Origin of the sequence: Photobacterium salinisoli, from assembly GCF_003614885.1 — a bacterium.
Taxonomy (GTDB): domain Bacteria; phylum Pseudomonadota; class Gammaproteobacteria; order Enterobacterales; family Vibrionaceae; genus Photobacterium; species Photobacterium salinisoli.
In genome coordinates, this window is sequence record NZ_QZMS01000007.1 from 1,098,828 (window position 1) to 1,118,186 (window position 19,359).

24 protein-coding genes are annotated in these 19,359 nt (G+C 50.8%); 3 read left to right on the forward strand and 21 right to left on the reverse strand.

Annotation, left to right across the window (positions count from 1 at the left end):
* The 13 genes from D6M16_RS05675 to D6M16_RS05735 all read right to left on the reverse strand — a co-directional run bounded on the left by D6M16_RS05675 (position 1) and on the right by D6M16_RS05735 (position 10,450).
* Complete coding sequence (locus tag D6M16_RS05675; RefSeq protein WP_120510953.1) at positions 1–600, reverse strand: hypothetical protein; 600 nt, start codon at positions 598–600, stop codon at positions 1–3.
* Positions 597–2,258, reverse strand: coding sequence for a phage tail protein (locus D6M16_RS05680; RefSeq protein ID WP_120510954.1), 1,662 nt, complete (start codon positions 2,256–2,258; stop codon positions 597–599). The genes D6M16_RS05675 and D6M16_RS05680 overlap by 4 nt, the downstream gene beginning before the upstream one ends.
* 12 nt (positions 2,259–2,270) lie before the next feature.
* Positions 2,271–2,903 carry a phage tail protein I gene (locus D6M16_RS05685; protein WP_120510955.1) on the reverse strand — a complete coding sequence of 211 codons (633 nt, stop codon included), beginning with the start codon at positions 2,901–2,903 and terminating at the stop codon, positions 2,271–2,273.
* 1 nt (position 2,904) lies between these two features.
* Positions 2,905–3,765: a baseplate assembly protein gene (locus tag D6M16_RS05690; RefSeq protein WP_120510956.1), complete on the reverse strand. Its 861-nt coding sequence runs from the start codon at positions 3,763–3,765 to the stop codon at positions 2,905–2,907.
* The gene (locus D6M16_RS05695; RefSeq protein WP_120510957.1) at positions 3,762–4,109 is read right to left on the reverse strand and encodes a GPW/gp25 family protein; all 348 of its coding nucleotides are present in this window, start codon (positions 4,107–4,109) and stop codon (positions 3,762–3,764) included. The genes D6M16_RS05690 and D6M16_RS05695 overlap by 4 nt, the downstream gene beginning before the upstream one ends.
* A 6-nt stretch (positions 4,110–4,115) precedes the next feature.
* Positions 4,116–4,727, reverse strand: coding sequence for a phage baseplate assembly protein V (locus tag D6M16_RS05700; protein ID WP_120510958.1), 612 nt, complete (start codon positions 4,725–4,727; stop codon positions 4,116–4,118).
* Complete coding sequence (locus tag D6M16_RS05705; RefSeq protein WP_120510959.1) at positions 4,727–5,260, reverse strand: hypothetical protein; 534 nt, start codon at positions 5,258–5,260, stop codon at positions 4,727–4,729. The genes D6M16_RS05700 and D6M16_RS05705 overlap by 1 nt, the downstream gene beginning before the upstream one ends.
* Positions 5,260–5,760, reverse strand: a complete 501-nt coding sequence (locus D6M16_RS05710; protein ID WP_120510960.1) for a hypothetical protein — start codon at positions 5,758–5,760, stop codon at positions 5,260–5,262. Before D6M16_RS05710 ends, D6M16_RS05705 begins: the two co-directional genes overlap by 1 nt.
* On the reverse strand, positions 5,753–6,361 hold the full coding sequence (locus D6M16_RS05715) for a hypothetical protein (RefSeq protein ID WP_120510961.1): 609 nt from the start codon (positions 6,359–6,361) through the stop codon (positions 5,753–5,755). Before D6M16_RS05715 ends, D6M16_RS05710 begins: the two co-directional genes overlap by 8 nt.
* Before the next feature lie 4 nt (positions 6,362–6,365).
* On the reverse strand, positions 6,366–6,677 hold the full coding sequence (locus D6M16_RS05720) for a chromosome partitioning protein ParA (protein WP_120510962.1): 312 nt from the start codon (positions 6,675–6,677) through the stop codon (positions 6,366–6,368).
* The gene (locus tag D6M16_RS05725; protein ID WP_120510963.1) at positions 6,667–7,194 is read right to left on the reverse strand and encodes a hypothetical protein; all 528 of its coding nucleotides are present in this window, start codon (positions 7,192–7,194) and stop codon (positions 6,667–6,669) included. The genes D6M16_RS05720 and D6M16_RS05725 overlap by 11 nt, the downstream gene beginning before the upstream one ends.
* A gap of 3 nt (positions 7,195–7,197) precedes the next feature.
* Positions 7,198–7,794: an ABC transporter ATPase gene (locus D6M16_RS05730; RefSeq protein ID WP_120510964.1), complete on the reverse strand. Its 597-nt coding sequence runs from the start codon at positions 7,792–7,794 to the stop codon at positions 7,198–7,200.
* 76 nt (positions 7,795–7,870) lie between these two features.
* Positions 7,871–10,450 (reverse strand): hypothetical protein, encoded by a 2,580-nt coding sequence (locus D6M16_RS05735; protein WP_120510965.1) that lies wholly within the window; start codon positions 10,448–10,450, stop codon positions 7,871–7,873.
* Positions 10,451–10,663: 213 nt separating this feature from the next.
* Here D6M16_RS05735 and D6M16_RS05740 point away from each other — a divergent pair, with 213 nt between their 5' ends.
* Positions 10,664–11,671, forward strand: a complete 1,008-nt coding sequence (locus tag D6M16_RS05740; protein ID WP_120510966.1) for a hypothetical protein — start codon at positions 10,664–10,666, stop codon at positions 11,669–11,671.
* A complete protein-coding gene (locus D6M16_RS05745; RefSeq protein ID WP_120510967.1) occupies positions 11,671–12,228 on the forward strand; it encodes a hypothetical protein in 558 nt (185 codons plus the stop codon). Before D6M16_RS05740 ends, D6M16_RS05745 begins: the two co-directional genes overlap by 1 nt.
* Positions 12,229–12,249: 21 nt before the next feature.
* On the opposite strand, the gene D6M16_RS05750 is transcribed toward D6M16_RS05745, so the two are convergent.
* The 3 genes from D6M16_RS05750 to D6M16_RS05760 form a co-directional block, all read right to left on the reverse strand.
* Positions 12,250–12,495: a DUF6139 family protein gene (locus tag D6M16_RS05750; RefSeq protein ID WP_120510968.1), complete on the reverse strand. Its 246-nt coding sequence runs from the start codon at positions 12,493–12,495 to the stop codon at positions 12,250–12,252.
* Between the two features lie 108 nt (positions 12,496–12,603).
* Entirely contained in the window at positions 12,604–12,825 is a 222-nt protein-coding gene (locus tag D6M16_RS05755; RefSeq protein WP_120510969.1) for a hypothetical protein, read from the reverse strand.
* Positions 12,822–13,034 (reverse strand): hypothetical protein, encoded by a 213-nt coding sequence (locus tag D6M16_RS05760; protein ID WP_036757348.1) that lies wholly within the window; start codon positions 13,032–13,034, stop codon positions 12,822–12,824. Before D6M16_RS05760 ends, D6M16_RS05755 begins: the two co-directional genes overlap by 4 nt.
* A 361-nt stretch (positions 13,035–13,395) precedes the next feature.
* Here D6M16_RS05760 and D6M16_RS05765 point away from each other — a divergent pair, with 361 nt between their 5' ends.
* Positions 13,396–13,767 carry a hypothetical protein gene (locus D6M16_RS05765; RefSeq protein WP_120510970.1) on the forward strand — a complete coding sequence of 124 codons (372 nt, stop codon included), beginning with the start codon at positions 13,396–13,398 and terminating at the stop codon, positions 13,765–13,767.
* 257 nt (positions 13,768–14,024) lie between these two features.
* On the opposite strand, the gene D6M16_RS05775 is transcribed toward D6M16_RS05765, so the two are convergent.
* From D6M16_RS05775 to D6M16_RS05795, 5 genes are all read right to left on the reverse strand, one after another.
* On the reverse strand, positions 14,025–14,909 hold the full coding sequence (locus D6M16_RS05775) for a putative phage abortive infection protein (protein ID WP_120510972.1): 885 nt from the start codon (positions 14,907–14,909) through the stop codon (positions 14,025–14,027).
* A 127-nt stretch (positions 14,910–15,036) separates the two neighbouring features.
* Entirely contained in the window at positions 15,037–15,225 is a 189-nt protein-coding gene (locus D6M16_RS05780; RefSeq protein WP_120510973.1) for a hypothetical protein, read from the reverse strand.
* Between the two features lie 102 nt (positions 15,226–15,327).
* Positions 15,328–16,416, reverse strand: coding sequence for a hypothetical protein (locus D6M16_RS05785; RefSeq protein ID WP_120510974.1), 1,089 nt, complete (start codon positions 16,414–16,416; stop codon positions 15,328–15,330).
* A gap of 5 nt (positions 16,417–16,421) precedes the next feature.
* Complete coding sequence (locus D6M16_RS05790) at positions 16,422–17,789, reverse strand: hypothetical protein (RefSeq protein WP_120510975.1); 1,368 nt, start codon at positions 17,787–17,789, stop codon at positions 16,422–16,424.
* Positions 17,786–19,297: a hypothetical protein gene (locus tag D6M16_RS05795; RefSeq protein ID WP_240435529.1), complete on the reverse strand. Its 1,512-nt coding sequence runs from the start codon at positions 19,295–19,297 to the stop codon at positions 17,786–17,788. Before D6M16_RS05795 ends, D6M16_RS05790 begins: the two co-directional genes overlap by 4 nt.
* Positions 19,298–19,359: the final 62 nt, after the last annotated feature.

Here is a 19,359-nt window from a genome sequence, read left to right on the forward strand (position 1 = left end):
TTATGCGGTGGTTGGAGGGAGTACACCTTCCGGCGCCTGTGGCCATGGATGCTCTTCCCGGATTCGCTCATACCATTGCTGCGCCTGAAGTTCGTTCTGTTCAGCTCCGATATCATCACCCAGCATGCGCTGCATCCGGGCTTCATTCATCAATGGATCAACGATTTGAGCATACTGCTGGCGGCGAAGGTCATTGATAGTCCGCACTTCAGATTCGAACTTCGCTTGTTCGTCGGTTTGCCAGCCGTAGTCGGTCCAGATGTCCCAGCGGGTGACTGGTTTTTCAGAGGTATAATCTTCTGTCAGTTCACCTGCATCATCAAACTGTCTGGACTGAGTACAGTCTGACTTTAACCACCCTGTTGTCGGGATTTTCTCTTTCAGAATCGTCCAGTCACCATCCTGCCAGCGGCGTGGTGTTTTTCCGTTCTCGTCGTGATAAGCAAAATACTCCCCTTCAAGCAGCCAACCTGAATCAGGCAATGACTTGGGGGAATGGTAACCGGGGATGAGATAAGTGCCCTGATTCATCTGGTCGGGTTGTGCCGTAACAGACTGAACATACCGACCATCACGGAAAGAATAACTGTGTACTTTCATGCTGATTCCCCATGAAAAATGTAAACATAGTTAATTAGCGTTTTTGGCCTGGTCACTTCATCAAAATTGCCTTTTCTCTGACCAGCTGCCTCTTGACCGACATCAGCCGTCACGACAATTCCGCCTCCAGGAAGAACATAATTAAAGTGGTCAACCGCAACCCATGCTGAGTCAGGCATACCATAAGTAACTGGGTTTGGCGTTGAGGCGGCAGAAGTCGGTAAACCGTGGTTATGAAACTCGACGGCAGAATCCAGTGTTGAGGCAAATACGTCATTAGCCTCAGCACCGCGACGATAATGACCCAAGTGATAATCTGGCGTTGTGAAGGTAGATACCCCATCCCCGGTACCGTAATGTCCTGCATAAGTTTGCGGATCTGCATCAATTAAGCTTTGGTCCGTCAAGTTTTGCGCACCTTGTACAACACTCCAAAGCTTTGGGTATGCGATTCGGGATAGTTCCACACGCTGCGCTTTGACATAACCAGTCCGAGGCTGATCTGTTGAGAATTCAACAATACTTCCAACCAATGAGTTGACAGGTAATTTCGTTCCCAAGGCTTCCGGTAATCCTTGAACATTACCCACGACAGGCGGATAACTCTGAGAGTAGAACTGATACCCGCGAGCATCCTGAGGATTGTGAGTTTCCAGAGGAACAATTGTTTCAAAGACCTCAGGGTTAGATGCTGGAGTTGAGGGGCTTGAGGATGCAAACGATATGATTTTGAACTGATTATCCTTATCGTAAGACGGCTCTTTCATCCCACGCTCGCCCAAAAATGTTACATGCGCGTCTTGCGAATTAAACCATTCTGCATTGGTATCGTACAACGCCAGCCATTTCTGCCCCTCATATTCAAGCGAACAAAACTCTAATCGCCACCCCCGCCGATAGACCATCATAGTGAATGATGTTTCGTTATAGGAACTTTTGACTGATATTTCAAAATCTCCCAAACGCTCTGAAAACTGCGATGATCCTCTAGCCATTATTAATCGGCCAATTACAAATGACTCTTCAAAACGGGTGGAAGCCTCGGCATAGGGAACAAGTAAAATAGCGATACGTTGAAAATGATTAGAGAAATGAAATTTCTCTTTTTTACCATACTGCGGATGCGGATCCACAGCCGCCAGATGCGCCGCCATCTGTTTGTTCACGTACTCCCGGCTGGCGGTGACGACATTCGGGTTGATCATCACAATCGGGTCAACAGAGGTGACGGTGAACGTCATCTGCACAGCGACTTCGTTGGTTTCGCCGCCGTTGTTTTGTGGCGCCGGTACATATACCCTGGCGCAGTTACCGACGGCATGCAGATAAGTATTGCCATTGAACTTGGCCACTACAGCGAATTCACGGATCACCACATTCACCAGAGTGTCAGGCAACAAAGCTTCAACCACTAAAGTGGGGACTGTGTTCTGCGTGCCTTCAACGACATCCACAACATTTACGGGCAAGCGGGCAATTTCATGCACCAGGGCGCTCTGCGTGCGGTCTGGCTGTACATAGGTGTCGTTCGCATCACCAATGGCAATGTGTGTGAACTCAATGGGCTTTTTCAGCAGCTTGCCGTTCTGCTCGGCGTTCTCGCCGGCAATGGTCAGAATGGAGCCATATTGCTGCTGAGATTCTGGGATATCAGCCATAGACAATATTCCTTATCGAGGTAAAGGCCCGGAGCGCACGACGACTCCAAGGCGGGAAAAACAACAAGTGGACCGATTCACTACGCTGGCCACAGACCGGATTGCCCATGGACCAGAGCCAACCCGAATCCCCTGCCGACTCACCGTTGCAAGCTTTTCGGGTGTATTGATATGACTGGTGATCCGGATTTTGGTCAGATGTGAGCGTGTATTCTTTGCGTTCCGAATTGCGCTGGAAATCTGGGGAATGGTTGCCGCATCAACCGGTGATTGCTTCGAAACCAGCTCAACCCGGAATTCTGCCGGCGCAAGCGTTGCCGGATCGTCAAACCACTCGATGACGTTCAGCGAATCAGCCCGAATGGCTTCAATACTTTTATCAATGGCGTACCGGGTGCCTTTGTAGGTGTGAATCTCCAGCGAGCTACTGACGACTTTGCGCTTTGTCTGTTCGTCCCAGGTCTCGTTCCAGTCATCAACACTCAGTTCCCAGGCCAGATAAGGCAGTAAATCTAACCGGCATGTCCAGGGATCCAGAAAGTTCTGAATATCCCGCTCAATCAGCTGAATTTCTTCCCAGAACACCTGTTCCAGTGCGCGTTCCATGGCCGATGCTGAAGGCGGCAAAGTGCTGATGAAAACCATCTCACGCCCCTTTCAACCGGACAATAATCTCGGTGCAATACGGCGCCTGGGCTTTGGTGCACTTGATGGTCTGGGCGGGTTCGAGGATGAAAACTTCAGTCACCGGCTGATAACTACCGTCTGCTTCCCCATTCTTCACATGTGCGGCGGCATCAATGGCAGACAAAGCGACACAGCCCGCTAAAACATGGGATTCAGTGGCTAACGACTGCAGACGCTGACGGGCAATATCCAGTGTCTGTCCTTCACCGGGGCCATAAGGAATATCCAGCTCGACGACAATACGGTAAGGCTGGATGGTTGCGGGATACACATTGAAATGATCGTTCAGTGGCCGCTTCGTCTGCCCGTCGATGTATTCAAACACCTGCTGACACAACTCAGCTGAAGCGGTGCCATCTCCCTGCCTGCTGAGGACATAGAGATCAACTTTGACGGGTGACGGGCTCAGAACTTCAGCATCCAGCACATCTTCATGCGCATTCAGGGCATGGAAAATATAAGCGCCATCTGGCCCGGCAGTACTGAAACCATCAGGTGCCATCTGCACACGACGACGAAACTGATCATCGGTTTCTTTTTCAAACTTCTCGACCGGACGAAGTGCTGCCAGCTGCTGCAGGCTGGCGCCATGAGAAAACGCCACCATATTATTCAGGCTGATGTCCTGAAATTCCTGACGGGCCCGGGTGACTTCTTCGGCCATGGCTGACATCGCGTTGTAAAGCGGATCACCCACTTTCGGGGCATCAACGTTCTGCAGCTGAGCATAGCGCTGCAACATCCGGCTTCGGATAGCCGTGGCATCCAGCTGATGGACAATCTCCGGTGGCGGCAGCTTCGACAGGTCAATCTGACTCATACGCTCAGGCCTGAAATTTTCTCGACGCTGCCATCGAACCGCAAAGTCACTTCCACACCCACAAACACGCGATTTTCTCCCCGTTCCAGCCACACACGGTTGAGTTTTATCTCATCGGTAAACCCGTTCAGAGGGTCGGCAATCATGTCGGCCACGTCTGCGAACACGTCCATTTCGAGCTCAGGGTTAATTTTGCGATCAATGCGATGTGGCAGGTTCGAACCATACCCCCGGCTCAGAGGCAGCGTGCTTTTTCGGGTACGCATACAACGCTGAAGGCGCTGCTTCAGTTCAGCAACGCCATCAATGAGCAGGCCTGTGCGTTCATCAATTCCCGTTGCCATGTATCCTCACTGCTGTTGAATCGGTTTCTGCGTATTCGGTACACCATGCGGATGTTCATGCTGGTTGAAGATCTTGCGGTCATCCGCCATGGAGCGAACGCTGTCGGAAATGTTCGTTGCCGCGGAAATACTCGCCCCTGATGAGATATTGCCCGTCGTCGTTTGCATGCCTTGGTGCTCAATATCCCCGACCAGCACAATCTTGGGCGATTCCACCTTGAACGCTTGCTCAGCCTTCAATTCAACGCTGCCGCTGACTTCGCCTGATAGAACGTGGTTTTCCATGTCGTACTGCAACCAGGTGCCATCCGGGAATTCACGATAGAACAGCTTGAGGTTATCTTTCGGCTGGTCAAACTGAGCCTGATTCAGGCTGCCAATAATCACGCCCCCCTGCGCGCCGAAGGGCTTGAGAACAATCACCTGCTCGCCTTGCTGCATGGGATGCCAGTCTTTCACTTCGGCCGCATGGCCAACATTTGAACGCAGCCAGCCGCTGGTTCGGTTGGCATCGAACCGGACCTTATAGCGAAGCGGCTTTGCCTGAATGGCGATGATGGTCCCGAACTGAATCATCTCGCTGAGCAGGCGCACGAACTGGCTTTCTGTCATTCCCATCAGAAATTCTCATCAACATCAAAATATCTGGATTCATTGGACGCCCCGATATCCGGCGACTGCGAGGCTTTTATCCCTTCCGGCAACTCAGCCGGTCCAACGGGTAACCAGTCGATTTCTGCCGCCAGGTCATACGGCCCGCTCCGGCATTCCGCCAGAAACCAGCCATCCGGTTTTTCCTGTTGCTGTGAGGAATTCACCGACAGAATCGAAATGTTCCCGAATGCGCTGCTGGTACAGAACTCCCGCCACTCTTGCAGAAACGCCAGCTCGGCCTGTTCCGTCTCGAGCGCCGTCGCTTTCGCACCGCAGTAGACACGGCCAATCACCAGTATTTTGATATAGGTGTCATACACATCGTTCGGGATCTCCCCGGTATAAATCACCGTCAGCAAACCGGGCTCTAAATCCCGGTTGTTGTACGCGCTTCGGTCTTGCCAGTTCCGGGTCGTTTTCCGATGCGGATAACGCTGAGCAAAGCCCTCTGTGATGGCTGTCAGAATGGTATCGACGTTGCGGGAAGCATCCGGCATTACAGGCTCCTTAACCCGGCTGCGCGCAGGCCTGCGGCAACCGAAGCATTGAGAATATCTGCCACCCGGTCTGCGGTTTTATCTGCGGCTCGGTCGTAAAAGTCATTCGGTGCTGTGCCGTTACGAGCGATAGATCGGGCAATCATAAACGCCAGGTCATTCTGATCCTGCTTTGCGTTCTTCGGCTGCAGACGCTTCACTTTCACCCAGTCCAGAATCGACTGCATCGGCGGCATGCCCTGCCGCCCCGTCCCAGCGACGACGTGCTGGTTGTAGTTCTGATTGCTGGTAATCATCCGTTGCAGTTCACCCACCACATTGCTGCGAATGGAATGCGTGAGTGTGGTTTCAGCTTTAGGCGCTTCTTCCCGGGTAGTACGGGACACTTCCATACCCGCCCGGGATACGCCTTCTTTCAGATACTTGATCAGCGTTCCGGGGGTTTCCCGGAGCGCTTCATCCAGGGCTGAGCTTTCGACACGAACCGATAGCTCACGCATGGCGCACCTGCCGTTCGAATTGTTCCATCAGCTGCTGATGAATCGCGGCTGGCGTGCCGTTTTTCGCTTCACCACCAATACTGTTCCGCACGGAAACAGTTTTGCTGAGGTGATTCACGGCAATGTATTTCACCGCTTCGACAATGGCACGCAGCAGCAACAAAGGCTCATCCTGACTGTCTATCGTGATGACGTCGTTCTGAATCGTTCGGGCGGCGTAATAGCTGAAACTGTAGGTCCATCCAACCTGATTGAGTAGATGATAGCCGGGAAGAAAAGACAGCCTCAGCATCGGCTTGCCCTGTTCATCGTCGATGCGGCTCAGATTCGGTAAATCGCGGGGATAGCCTCGTTCCCAGGGCTGATATTGCTTGCGGGCCGACTGACCGTAAAAGCAGGTACGCACTGAAATCAGATCCGCCGGGGCCGGATAACAAGCCTGATTATGCTGCAGCTCGATTGTACCCAGCCGTTGATGCGGCCGATAACGGCTGAAATCTGCCAGGGCCATTTCAACCAGCTGCTGTTCGTGGCCTGAAACGTGTTCGGCGCTGTCCATCAGCGCCGCCTGTAGTTTCACGATTAAGTCTGATACCTGCATCCTTTCACCTTTTCAACGCGTAAGCTGCCAGCCCGACAATGAACGACAGCATCAGCCAGATTAGATCGCGGTTGTATTTAGTCGCTGCCGCTGAGCCATTTTGGTTTGATTCCAAAGGCCGGATACGCTTTTCCATTTCTTCCAGATCCCGCTCATTGCGATCGACACGGGATTCAAGGTTGATGTGCTTGGTCTGCAGCTCAACCATCTGGCTCATCAGGCTGGTTTGAGCCGCCATGTAATCCCGCATTTCCTGCCGGAAGTCAGTGAACTCACGGCGGGAAATGCCTTCCCTTTCCGCTGTATCACCTTGCATTCACCCCTCCAACCAATTGCTTGCTCTTGGTGACGCTGCCCTGGCTGCTGCCCAGCCAGAACGCAACGCCTGTACCAAAAGCGCCCATGACAGTGCCGGCAATCATGATCAGCACTTGCGCATAGTCCTGCGGCGGATTGCCGAAGAACAGCGACGCAAACATGCCGCTGACCATCACGGACAGCGTTAAGGTCAGTGCCCAGGGCATCCAGTGGTCGCGGTGCTGCTGCCGGGCGTTCTGGGTATCGGCCAGCTTGGCCTTTTCGAAATCCAACAGCAGGCCAGTTTCCTGCAGCTTGAGCTTGCGCAGCGCGACGCGTTCATCGCTTTCGAGCTGACGGATTTTCAGCAATGCATCCGGATCCGTTCTGAGTGCCGCTTCAATCGCCTCGGGCGTGCTTTCCACACCCAGTGCGCTGGCAACCATGGTTCCGACTGCACCGCCTGCAGGGCCACCCAGTAAACTGCCAACCAGTGGCGCAGAGCCTGCCAGCAGGGCTTTGACCTTGTCCCACATGGCTTATTCCTCTTGCTTTTGCAGGTCGCTGCGTTTCGCCAGTTCGTCCTGAATCGCCACAATCTTGCGGCTGTCATCGCCGACGGACAGCAGTTCCAGCTGCAGATCTTCATCGGTCATGGCATCCAGTTGCTGGGCATACTCAGCAGGGCTGAAATTACGCTCTGCCATCCGCACCGCCAGTTCGTTGTCGATGTCTTCAAGCAGGGTTTTACGCTTGTCGCCTGCCTGCTCCAGCTCTGCCAGACGGCTCAGTTCCCCGTCTTCCAGCTCGGAAAAATAAGGCTTGATGATGTCGATTTTGTTTTCTAGCAGTTGCTCGAAAATCCGGTCCTGCACCGCGCCGGCATTCTCGCGGTTCGGGTTTTCAAAATGGATGACCGACACACGCACTGCTTCGCCCGGCAAAACTTTGGTGGTGCCAAAAAAGCGCGGTGACGCATCCAAGTTGATAAACAGAATCATCAGATCCCGGTTGACCAGCGCCGTGGCATTCACAAAGCGGGCATCGACTTCGCGGGTTTCGCCGGGCAAAACAGTTCTGCCGCCGATGTTCTGTGGCTGATGAGTGGTGTTGGTGTAAGCAATGGAAGGTTTCATCTCGGTTTCCTTAACTCATGTCCGGTATGCAAAGAAGAAAAAGCCCCGGCCACTGCCGGCCGGGGAATCGACGCCCCTATCGTCCGGATGCGGAATAGAACAGCACGCTGGTAAAGCGGTTGCGGATCGGCTTCGGACAGTGAATGGCGTTGTACTCTTCGCCATAGGCTTCTTTGCCGCCTTTCAGCTGGCCGTTGCTGTCGCGGGCTTCCTGCATTTCGCTCAGGGTGTACGGCTTCACTACGGTGTACGTCAGTGCGCCCCGCTGGCCCATGAGGATGCGTTCATCGCCCAGATGCGTGCCCGGTGCATTGGTGGAATATGCAGGCAGCGACTTCACGGCTTCCAGGTCGCCCTGTGCGTTTGTGCGTGTACCATCACGACGCTGCGACACAATGAACTGCTCGGCATTGGTACAGGTATCGTTGAGGGTGTTGGACATGATCAGGAAATCCGGCGTCACAAAGCGATCATCCTTCATGATGGCTTTGCGGCGGCCGATGGCCTGCATCAACTTGTTGTAATGCTTCTCGGGTGACAGGCCGTCCGGCACATCACTGTCGACCTTCTGAATGTTGGTCGCGAAGTTGTAGCTGATCTTCGCGTTGGCGGCCGTAACTGCTTTCGGCGCGCCAGATTCATCAACCAGCGCAAACTGGCCGAGGTTGTAAGAGCGCACCACGTAATACGTGCCCGCTGCCTGCTGGCCGCTGCCGTCCCAGGGCTTCACTTCGCTGCCGTTGATCAGCAACACAATCGGGTTTTCCGGTGCGCCAATGGTGTTGCCCTGCAGGTCGTACTGCTGATGCTGCGCCACCACAGGGAACTGCGAGGTTCTGAACAAAGCTTTGTCCTGCAGCTGCGCGGCGATGTCTTCATCGGCCACGCTGGCCGCCAGATAGCTGTCGGAAACCCGCTGCATCGAGTTCATGATGCGACGGGCAACCAGTTCTTTGATGATCCGGCTGGCCGTGGCAACGTTGCGGCCCCAGGCATCCCAGTTGATGGCAGATGACCGGGAAAAGTGCATCAGCTCGTTCGAGACTTCGAACGCCACTTTCATCGGCAGCACGTAGGCCAGATCCATGCGTTGCGAGTTTTTCACCTTGGGGATGGTGCCGTTCTCGAACACGATGCCATCGCCCAGCACCGCCGAGACATCCCGCATTTCATACGGAATATTGGTGGTTGCGCTGGCACTGAAGTCGGTCAGGGTCTGCACCAGTTGCAGCACGTTCAGATCAGACAAGGCTTCGCGAATCACTTCCCGCTGTACCGAGACAGGCAAGTCGGTATCTGAAATCACGTTCGCGCTGCCCTGCCCGGTCAGCACCAGACGTTCCTGATGAATGCGGTGGTGATTCAGGCGGTCGAACTCGGCCAGCACCTGCTGCGCGAATACAGGCAGGTCTTTTTCTTCCATCAGGCTCAACTGGCCCAGTGAATAGGTGTTGGTCTGGCGCAGGTTGGCGTGAATCTGCTGCTGCAGTTGCAGGCTTTCGCGCTGCTGGTCGGGCGTTTGGGTCAGCGAACCAGCAGCAGAACCAAAGCCCAGCCCGGAAAGCTGAATGCCGACCATTTTCTGGTTGCCGTGTGTAATCTGGTTTTCGGCGAGCTTCTTCACCTGGTCATCGGACATTTCGGCCGAGATCAGGTCTTTCGCTTCTTTCAGCTCGGTTTTGACTTCATCGCTCAGACCTTCCGCGGCGTCGATGGCATCGGTGAAGATTTTGACTTTGTCGGTCAGCTTCTTGGCCTGATCGGCTTTTTCCTTTTCGGCGGCGGTTTGCTGTTCTGCCAGAATGCGTACCACGTCTTCCTGCGTTAAATTACCGCCGTTCAGGTTGATGACCGGCGCACTGGTATTGCCGGATTCTGAAAGCTGCTTGGCAACGCCTTCAATCTGCTCGCGCAGCTTGGTGGCGGCAGCTTCGTCGCTGACCCCTGTAAGTGAGTCTTTCAGCAGCTGAACCATGGCGGTGTGCTGTTCGGCAGAGAGTTTCAGCCCTTTGGTGTTCGCTTCGAACAGTGCGATCAGTTGTTCCCACATTGTTTGTCGTTCCTCAGAGAATTTATTCGCCAGTGACTCGGAAAGGTAGGTTGGGCAATCGTGCAGGCTGGCTTCGCTCAGCTCGATTTTGTCGAGGTTTTTAATGCATGGCCGTGTGACCAGCCCCGCGCCCAGCAGGGTTGGCCCAAATTCCTGATACTGGCCGTTCTGCCCCTGCTCGTTACTGACGTAATTGGGATGAATTTCGGCGCTCAGATATTTAAAGCCTTCTTTGGTGACTTTGCTGATGCCGAGTTCGTACCACTCCACCTCTGCACGTAATCGACCGCGGTCGGTAAACAGGCGACGCACCACCGCCCCGGCACCATTTTCAGGCTGGTGCGCAATGTCGATGTTGATTTCCTGGCCATAGACGTTCTCGTTGAAGTTTTTGACCAGGTCATCGAACATTTGCTGGGTCAGTTCGAATTCGCCGTAACGCGGATCGTAAAATTTGCCGGTTCGGGTAATGGTGACAACACTGCGTTTACTGCTGCTGTGGGTATCCACCTTCACAGCATCCGACAGAAGATGAATGGCCCCGCTGGCCGGTGCTGCACTGAGTGCCAGCACAACACTGGCGGAAAGAAAGGATTGTTTGCTCATGTCTCTGCCCTAAAACGGAAAAGCCCCTGAGGATTAACTCAGGGGCTTGGTCGCCATCAATTATTGCAGTGTTAGAGAATAAAAGATTCATAAGGAGGGGCAGTGAAAGTTAGTACTTGTATCATTTGTATTCATTTGATCACAATCACAGCAAGTGTATGCAATTTGTATCATTATTAGGTTTTCATGGAAGAAGTAGAGATGAGATCTTAAATGGCAAATAAAAAGAACAATAGAAGTAGAACAATTTACTATTACCGAGCTGAGTTCAAAAAATTTGATGGCCTCGTTATAAATGAAACATTAGAAGAAATGGTCATTAATTCATGGTCCAAATTAAACAGCACCTCTGAAAGAAGCTTTTTTTCTAGCAAAGGAAGGCAAATTGTTGGGATGAAGATTTCCCCGATGCGAGCGACTTTATCAAAAGGTAATAGAGACTGCACTACCATTTGCTTAGGGATTTATGAAGAAGGTGCTGATGCAAACACTATTTCTCGTCCATCAAACTCTCACATTGAAACTTCAGCCGACACATATTCAGCACCAATAGATAAAGAGTATTTGGATGGTGAAGCATTCATGTGCCTATATGGAAACCATATTATTCTAAGCCCTACTGATCTACTTAGAGCAGCGACTGCATTACAGTATTTCGAATCTTTATTAAATGCAGGTGGCTATGGAAAAGAAGCAAACACTTTAAATGTTCATCAAATAGCTGATATTGACACATTAAAAACCATTCACAATGAAGGAATAAGAAACATTTCAATAAATTCCAGTGCATATGTATCCACATTTGATTATCTTTCAAGAAATAACAATAATTTCAAGACGACACCAATTCTAAGAAAGCTCAAGGAAATGGCAGAAAGTGTACTTGACTGTTTATATGAAGATGACAATGTAGCAGATTTCAACAATATAGATAGCCTAAATGCTAACATTGTGATTTCTCACGATAGTCGAGTTAAAGGAGAGCAAGCAGAAGAAGAAGGTGATCAATTGAGTAATGCAGCTTTCCAGCTAATAGAAAGCGACCTCAACGGCTACAGAATAACCACCAAGAAAGGCAAAACATTCACACATGATAAAATTATAGTGAAAAGTAAAGTTGATGTCCCAGAGCATGGAAAGTCAGTAAATCGCGACGCAATGTGGGGACAACTAGTGTATACTCTACAACAGTATGAGAAAAGTGGCGTCCTGGAGCAGTAATGAGTTTCGCTAACGCTAAAAAATATTGTAAAAAGACAACCCAGCTAATTATTGCTATTCTTGTTAGCTTGTTTTTATCATATTTATCTCAGCCATTAATTAATGAAAAAGCGTTAGATACCCTTGTAAACATATACTCCATATTAGCGGGTTTCTTAGTAGGGATTATTGCACTTATTGGAGACCCACTATCCCTCCCTTCTGGTTCATGGCGTGTGGCCGAAAAGGCAAGAAATAACACCTATAGAAATTTAAAAGGTACAAGGAACCTTCTTTACATATATTTACTGACTCTATTCTTTATATTCTCATATAAATTATTCACGATTGATGGCGTTCTTGAGATATATAAAAAACTAGAACTTTCAGAAGATATTAAAGATAATTTACTATCTATAAAGCTCTTAACTGAAAGATTTATACTGTTCTTATCATACATTGCTTTTTTCTATTCTTTCATGCTTCCATCCAAGCTATTCCATGTTCAGGAAAGAAGGGTTAACAAGGAAATTGAAGATAGAAGAAATGCCGCTAACATTAAAAATAATGAATCCTAGAACCTAGGATTCATTATTTTATTACTCATCTTCAATTGTTGTGCTGACTTTAGCACCATGAATTGCGTAACCTTTAGTCTCAATCTGATCAATTACATCTTGTTGATCAATGCCAACTCTAGGCTGAGTAGGATTAAGATCAACACTGCTCTTAAAAGGACCTACAGGTAAAACCTCTTTTGGCAGACTTAAATCCTGAATATCAGTCCCCTCAGGCACCGATACATAAATATCACTTTTAGCACTCTTGTAGATATCTACCTTCATGAAGTTATCCTTAGGTTATCAAGAAAATATACAACAAGTATCTTATACAATAAGGTATTTTCATGCAAAAGCAAACGCCATTTCTGGTGTTTGCCTACTCCGATCACATCAATAGAAGCTCATCCCAACCGGCACTTCCACCCAGCGCTTACACCTGCACAGCGCCACACCCTCTGCGACTTTGACGCAGCGGGATCGGATGACGCCTTGGTGGGTGAAGATGCAGTGGCCGCATTCGCAGACGACGGCGGGGTATGGCCCCGCCAGTTCCTGGTACATGGCATCGAGTCGTTTTGGTTCAAGTTCGGTGACGTTGGCCTGTACCATCATTCTGCCTCCATCTTGAGTAAGGCGATGTCTAGCTTGTCGCCGATAGATGCAAACAGATAGAAGAGTTGTTCAGCGGTGAGGGTTTCAACCGGGCCTGAGGTTGCGCCGGAGATTGCGGCTAACCCGCCAATCATTTCCCGGGCTTCGAGGACTAAGGTGTGCGGATCTTTGTTGATTGCCTGGAAAGCAGAAGCTGAATTTATAGACATAGCATGTCTCCTCTGTACGCAAACTATGTTGCCACAATGGAGACGCCAATCTCACGATGGTGGCAACTCGAACAGGGTTGGCGTAACCAGCTACAGAGGTACTGGCGCGACCGAAGTCGCCCCTGTCCGAGCTACCATAGAATGATACCGCATTTCCTATGGTGTGCGCGAACGCAGCCCAACAAAAAAGACGCCGAGCGCGTCTTTAGGCTCTCTGTACTTTGTGCTGGACGCCAATCCAGATAACAGATTTTGCTGTTATGCAATTAGGCTAATTGCGCATTTTGTGAAAGTCAAGGTTTACAGGCAGTGATGTTGGAGTATGATTTATGCTCACACTGTAGCATAAGGAAAATTCACCATGAGATTGCTGATTGGTTCACTCTGCGCGTTCATGCCATTCACAATAAATGCAGCAGAATTCAACGGTAAAGAACTACTTCAACAAATTAAGACGCTTCAAGCGCAAGGGAAACAATTACATTCGACATATGATTTAAGTGATCTCAATCAGCTTAGACAGTGTGCGAATGAATCCAATCCACTAAGAGTTCAGGCAAAAGGACTGCCTGAACAAGTCTTGAAGCTTGATGACTTTGCACTCCGTGTTCCACTAAACCAAGCTGCTCACTTGTCTTTCTCATGTGTGTATTGCTCAGATAGTGCTATTGAGTCATGCGATAAAATGGATAAATATTTAGAACGTGCAAACAAAATCATCAACAAATCATAATCTACAAGGAAAAACAAATGCCTAAATTCATCGAGTTAAAAATATCCAAGACTGAAAGAACACTAATTAACCTTACGCAAGTAACAAATATTCAAAAGTGTCCTGAAGATAAAAAGAATTCAGTAATATTTTTCAGCAATAATAACCAAATTCGAGTTCAAGAAAGTTACAATCAACTCTGCAAAACACTAGATGATCTTACCATTATATAGTAATTTAAAGCCTGATAATGCTCAGGCTTTAAATATCACCATTAATCATTCAGTTTCAAACTGAAGTTCTCCAAACTCTGAGAGGTAATTATGATTTGTTTTACCAAAAGCTTCTTTTTTATACATCAAAATCTCCCTTCCATCCATGTCTGTCAGCGGTGGTAAATGTTCGAAAAACTCATACTTTTCAACCAAGGGTTTAAATTTCTCAAAGCCAACCTCACTCAGACAATTGTAAAATAGTAACGACAATTCTGAACTTGAAAGTTGAGCGCGCAATAGGTTTGTATAAAACTTTTTATCCGCAACATCAGACTCATCTACAAACTTTAAGATCTGATAAATATTCCGGAAGTAATGACCAATAGATTGCTCGTAACATCGATGAAACCCCATGTATTCAACATGCTTACCAACAAAAGCGTCATCATTTCGAGCTATACGCTCTAAAAAGTGAATATATTCTTTTTCCAAAAACTTATTTGCATATAGATCCTGTATTGCATCACGTCCGAAAATTTTCTCCCTATTTTCTCTATGACCTTTGTAAACTGAAATTGAATTCAATATCTCATTATACAAGCTAAGCAACTGAAAGAATGTATTTTCAAAATTTTGTTTATTTAAAGCTCGTGTTTGGAGTTCGAACTGATCACCTTGTGCTTTAATTTCTTTTCTTGTTTCTTTAAGCTCGTTCGATTGCAAATAAATAGAAACAATAATCCCCGCAAATGCGAACCCAGAGAACAATGTATTCAAAGCACCAAATGAATCACCCAGAGTCCCTAAATTACTTTGCATCTCTGTATTTTTAGGAGTAAATATATGTTCCATCCATAAAGGATAAAGAGACCATACTGCTAAAATTAAGACTCCTAGCATTAGAATCCATATATTACTAATTAAGCTTTTCTTATTTTCAGAACTCATATCAAACCTTTGTACCTAAACTATTCCATTTATAGCTATCATCTTGAATTATTTGAAAATAGTCAACTCAGTTTGGTACGAAAAGCATACCTCCTTTTGAGGTATGCAAGGCTTATAATGGCGGTGTTTAGCAGTTACCTACAGGCACACTCACCCACCGCTTACACCGGCACAGGGCAATGCCCTCGCCGATTTTGACGCAACGGGATCGGATCACGCCTTCGCTGTCGCAGATGCGATGGCCGCATTCGCAGACAACTTCATTCACAATGGGTTTGACTGAGTGGAACTGAGGGAGTTGTTGTGCAGTATTCATGATTTGCTCCTAGCTTTCTGCCGTTCGTCTGCGCTGGCTTGTACTGATGTAGCTCATTATATCCAAGTTACATGGGCAAAATTGCCCAATTTTTCAGCAGCATCAGAGGGTCTCGGTATCAATGCCTTTGCGCTTCAGCAAAGGTTCCAGGTGCTTCCAGGGCGTGGCAATCATGTTCTCTTTCAGGTGGCCCTGTTGCAGGGCTGCAACTTTTTTGTCGTGGCCCAGCACGGCTTTCTGCCCTTCCCGGCTCTGGCCTTTCAGCCAGCTGATGCGGTCGGTCTGGCTGGTTCTGTCTTCCTCTGTCACTTCGTCTACAAACACCACCTGCTCATAACTCAGCGTATTGGGGTGTGCCGGCCACGGGCTTTTGCCTTTCGGGTACACGCCTTTACCCAGTCCAAAAAGATTGGCCCGGGCATGCATATCGCAGATGTCTGGCTTCGGGTGGTTGGGGCTGAGTTTGAATTGTGTGCCAACCACGAACTCATCTTCAAAGGCGGCATTCTGAAAAGCCATGCCGTGCGCCCGGTTGATTTCGGTGCGCATCACGCGTTTGATTTGCGAGTAAGGTGCGCCGTCGTTCACCATGAGTTCCTGCGCAACCGTGCGGCTGATGCCCGCTGCATTCGACAGCCCTGCGTTGTGGGCAATGTCAGCAGGCACTGGCTGGCTGCGCTGCCGGAACGCCTGAGCTGCCTCACTGGCCGACTGCCCCATAATCACCGCCCGTTCAACCGCCTGTGTGATCACTTCCCGCGCATAGCGGTCGACCCGCCAGAGCCGGTCGCTCAGTTGCAGGCCGTCTTTGTGGGTCATGGTGCGCACGGACAGCACGGCTTCATCAATGGATTGACTGACGGTCGCGGCCGCAACTGTGGTGCTGAATGTGGTCCCGCCATGCTGCGCGGCCTGAACAATATAGCCATCCACCATGCTGGCCTGTGTTTGCGCCAGTTGGTCCAGCAGAGTTTCAATCTCACGGGTTAAGGTTTGCAGCTGAGAAAGGCGAACCTCACCCAGCTCGTCGGCCGCATTCATGACCAGAAACTGAATTTCCGACAGCACCGACTGATACAACAGCCCCAGTTCATTCATGGCTGTGGCATCGAGTTCATTGGTGGCCCGTTCTGCGGCTTTCATCGCCCGGCGAATGGTGGCTTTCACCTGCGTGCGGGTATTGTCTGTCATGGTGATCACCCGTTCGTGATTGAGGTGGCACTCTCGCCTTTCGGCTGATTGCCCGGCGTAATGCTGACGTCCGGCTTGCTGCTTTGTGGCAGGTGCGGGTCGGGATACGGATCCCGGCTGTTGGCTTCCTCTTCACGCATACTTTCGGCCCGCTGCACGTCGACGCCCGCCGATTCCCACGCCAATTTGCGCGGCATACCCAGCGCCTGATATTTCAGTGCCAGGTCTGCGCGCTGGTTCTTGGTGTCAGTCATCCGTTCAACGAACTGAACCTGAAACTGGTACGAATCCGGGTTCAGCCCGGCAAGCAGCAGTTGCAGTTTAAAGCCGTCCTGATAGGCGTAGGCCAGCGCATCCTGCAGGGCGTCGATTTCTTCGTAGTAGTCCTGCTTGAGATCTTCCAGAATGTCCCGGGCCATGCCGTCGACATAACCGAACAGCCCTTTCGGTGCCGGGGCACCCGAGAAGAAGGCATCAACCAACAGGCTAATGTCGGCAATCTGATCCATGTTGGCATCCCCGCTGACGGCCGTCACCGACAACTTGTTGCCGTAAAAGTCGGTGGCGATTTCCCCGCTCTGGCCCTCTACCCGTTCGCGGTATTCATCCAGCGCGGCTTTGTCGGCCCCGTCCAGCGAGTGCGCCAGTTTTTGCGGCGCCCGGGTACGGCGGCGGATCACCAAATCTTCTTCCGTCATCACCAGTTTCTGCCAGATGGTGCGGTTCGCATCCAGATACGGCCTGCCCATGCAGCCCATGTCGTCGAAGTTGTCCGGGTCAAGCCGACTGACGGTGAGCTGCCATAACGGAAAGGTGCAGAGTTCCTGCCAGGTAATCGGGTCGATCTGGCGGAATGCGCGTTTCGGATCTTTGAAACGGCCCGTGGTGTCGACAATGGGAATGATGGTTTCGGTCGGCATGCGAATGGCATTGGTGACCTGCATGGCTTCGTTCACCACCCATTGCAGAGGCAAGTTGCCTTCTTTGGCCAGCCCGCCCGCGTCGCTCATCAATTTGGCGCGGTTGTTGAGCTGCAAGCGGGTAATGAATTGCTGCCACAGCTTGTTCACCGGCTGGTTTTCTTTACCAATCCAGTGCAGTTTCAGCCCGCCTTTGGTGGCGTCTCTGGCGATACGGCGGTGAATTTTCTTCACCCTCGGGTCGATTTTGTCCATGTGACGCAGGGTGATAATGGCTGCGCGCAGGTTGGGATCGCACTGCATCATGTCATACAGGTACTGCACCGAGCGTTCGGGGTCGGCGATGTGGCCTTTGTCGGAATGTTGCTGGCCGCTCTGGTTGCCCGGGGTATTGGGCGCGGAAGCCAGAGGCCTGTTTTTCACAGCCGCCCAGATGCGGGAAATCATACTCATGAAAGGTTCCTTAACAGGTTCAGGCTGCTTGGACTGCCCAACAGCTGGTCGCGGGTTCTGTGGTTGATGGTGATGATGCTGGGAACAGGTGCAGCGCCCTGCGTGACCAGCGCCCAATGCGAGGCCATGTGGGCATCGAACAGGTCATCGCCGATAGACGCTTTCACCATTTTGTAGCTGGAATAACTGCCGGCTTTCACGGGTGTGGGTTTGATGTTGCGGAGCTGCCTTGGCAGTTTGGCGTAGTCTTCCAGTTCTGGATCGTTTTCGCGGTCGTCGACGTACGGCAGCACCATCTGGCGGTTGTGATACGCGCTGCGCAGCGACTGTGCCATCTGGTGTTTGGCGTACCCTTCAAAGCGCAATGGTGAGAAGGCCCATTCCGGCCATGTGGAGGCGGTACTTTCACCGCCCCCGATGGCGCGGCGGTCGATTTGCGTCAGACCTTCCGCAAAGAGATCGTCATTCACCTGAGTCAGCAGGCCGATACCGAAGGCATCGCCGATGGCGTAATCGGGCCGGAAGTAGCGCCAGAAGCCAACCAGATCCCGCCGGATGATGCCTTCGTCTGTGCCCGGGTGCCATGTTTTGCAGAAGATGACAACCGAGAAGTTGCCGACCTGCTCTTCCACCACAATGGAGGAACGCGACGAAGCCAGGTTTTCACCATGGCCTGTGTGGTCGTAGCCAAATGCAATCACACCGCGCTTTTTGTACACGGTGTATGGTGCCGGGGCGCTGGGTTCCAGCCCGATGCGGGCACCAACCTGAATGGCGTTACGGATGTACTTTTCCCAGATCAGGTTTTTGGCAGCGACGTTGATGCAGAGCAGCTGACGGATGTATTCATCCTCGGGCAGCTGCTTGCGCATACTCATGATGAAGTCTTCATTGAGAATGCCCAGCTCAATGCCGAGGTAACAGTCAACTGTGGGCAGGCAGGTGTACTCGCCGGAATCAATCAGGCCGCTGAGGGTATCGGCGCCTTTAAATACACCTGTGATACGAATTTGCGGTTTGTTAATCGACGCTTTGCTGGCACCCAGTCGGCGGCTGGAGCCCATCATCAACAGGAAACGACCATACAAGCGATCGGCATCGAGGTCGTCGACCTCTTCCAGCGAGGCCCAGGTTAAGTCGCCGCCATCGACGTTGGCCATGATACCGTATGCTCGCGCTTTCGAGCGGTTGGCGAATTCGTAATAGGTGTCGGCCAGCTGCCTGCGGCCCGATTTGTAGGCGAGATAGCCGCTGAGAATATCCGATCGCCGAATGGCGTCGAGGTGATAGCCGAGGTTGACCAGAGACTGCGCTTCACGCGGGGCGACAATCCCGCCTTCCTGATCGCCATGAATGGCGTTCCACTCCAGAAAGTACATCTCTTTGACGGCTGTTTTCCCGGTTCGCCGACAGCTGAAATCGACGGTGTTCGGGTGCAAGTCCATCTCTTCCATTTTCAACAGCTGCATCGGGTCCAGCTCAACGTTGTGAACGTGCTTGTGCCACATGCCGTGGTTTCCGGCGTAACGCTGGATTTCCTTTTCAGCCAGGCTCTGGATTTCTATCCGCT

Coding starts and splice junctions, on each gene's coding strand:
- D6M16_RS05675 (WP_120510953.1), bottom strand. CDS start 600: ATGAAAGTACACAGTTATTCTTTCCGTGATGGTCGGTATGTTCAGTCT.
- D6M16_RS05680 (WP_120510954.1), bottom strand. CDS start 2,258: ATGGCTGATATCCCAGAATCTCAGCAGCAATATGGCTCCATTCTGACC.
- D6M16_RS05685 (WP_120510955.1), bottom strand. CDS start 2,903: ATGGTTTTCATCAGCACTTTGCCGCCTTCAGCATCGGCCATGGAACGC.
- D6M16_RS05690 (WP_120510956.1), bottom strand. CDS start 3,765: ATGAGTCAGATTGACCTGTCGAAGCTGCCGCCACCGGAGATTGTCCAT.
- D6M16_RS05695 (WP_120510957.1), bottom strand. CDS start 4,109: ATGGCAACGGGAATTGATGAACGCACAGGCCTGCTCATTGATGGCGTT.
- D6M16_RS05700 (WP_120510958.1), bottom strand. CDS start 4,727: ATGGGAATGACAGAAAGCCAGTTCGTGCGCCTGCTCAGCGAGATGATT.
- D6M16_RS05705 (WP_120510959.1), bottom strand. CDS start 5,260: ATGCCGGATGCTTCCCGCAACGTCGATACCATTCTGACAGCCATCACA.
- D6M16_RS05710 (WP_120510960.1), bottom strand. CDS start 5,760: ATGCGTGAGCTATCGGTTCGTGTCGAAAGCTCAGCCCTGGATGAAGCG.
- D6M16_RS05715 (WP_120510961.1), bottom strand. CDS start 6,361: ATGCAGGTATCAGACTTAATCGTGAAACTACAGGCGGCGCTGATGGAC.
- D6M16_RS05720 (WP_120510962.1), bottom strand. CDS start 6,677: ATGCAAGGTGATACAGCGGAAAGGGAAGGCATTTCCCGCCGTGAGTTC.
- D6M16_RS05725 (WP_120510963.1), bottom strand. CDS start 7,194: ATGTGGGACAAGGTCAAAGCCCTGCTGGCAGGCTCTGCGCCACTGGTT.
- D6M16_RS05730 (WP_120510964.1), bottom strand. CDS start 7,794: ATGAAACCTTCCATTGCTTACACCAACACCACTCATCAGCCACAGAAC.
- D6M16_RS05735 (WP_120510965.1), bottom strand. CDS start 10,450: ATGAGCAAACAATCCTTTCTTTCCGCCAGTGTTGTGCTGGCACTCAGT.
- D6M16_RS05740 (WP_120510966.1), top strand. CDS start 10,664: ATGGCAAATAAAAAGAACAATAGAAGTAGAACAATTTACTATTACCGA.
- D6M16_RS05745 (WP_120510967.1), top strand. CDS start 11,671: ATGAGTTTCGCTAACGCTAAAAAATATTGTAAAAAGACAACCCAGCTA.
- D6M16_RS05750 (WP_120510968.1), bottom strand. CDS start 12,495: ATGAAGGTAGATATCTACAAGAGTGCTAAAAGTGATATTTATGTATCG.
- D6M16_RS05755 (WP_120510969.1), bottom strand. CDS start 12,825: ATGATGGTACAGGCCAACGTCACCGAACTTGAACCAAAACGACTCGAT.
- D6M16_RS05760 (WP_036757348.1), bottom strand. CDS start 13,034: ATGTCTATAAATTCAGCTTCTGCTTTCCAGGCAATCAACAAAGATCCG.
- D6M16_RS05765 (WP_120510970.1), top strand. CDS start 13,396: ATGAGATTGCTGATTGGTTCACTCTGCGCGTTCATGCCATTCACAATA.
- D6M16_RS05775 (WP_120510972.1), bottom strand. CDS start 14,909: ATGAGTTCTGAAAATAAGAAAAGCTTAATTAGTAATATATGGATTCTA.
- D6M16_RS05780 (WP_120510973.1), bottom strand. CDS start 15,225: ATGAATACTGCACAACAACTCCCTCAGTTCCACTCAGTCAAACCCATT.
- D6M16_RS05785 (WP_120510974.1), bottom strand. CDS start 16,416: ATGACAGACAATACCCGCACGCAGGTGAAAGCCACCATTCGCCGGGCG.
- D6M16_RS05790 (WP_120510975.1), bottom strand. CDS start 17,789: ATGAGTATGATTTCCCGCATCTGGGCGGCTGTGAAAAACAGGCCTCTG.
- D6M16_RS05795 (WP_240435529.1), bottom strand. CDS start 19,297: ATGTGGCACAAGCACGTTCACAACGTTGAGCTGGACCCGATGCAGCTG.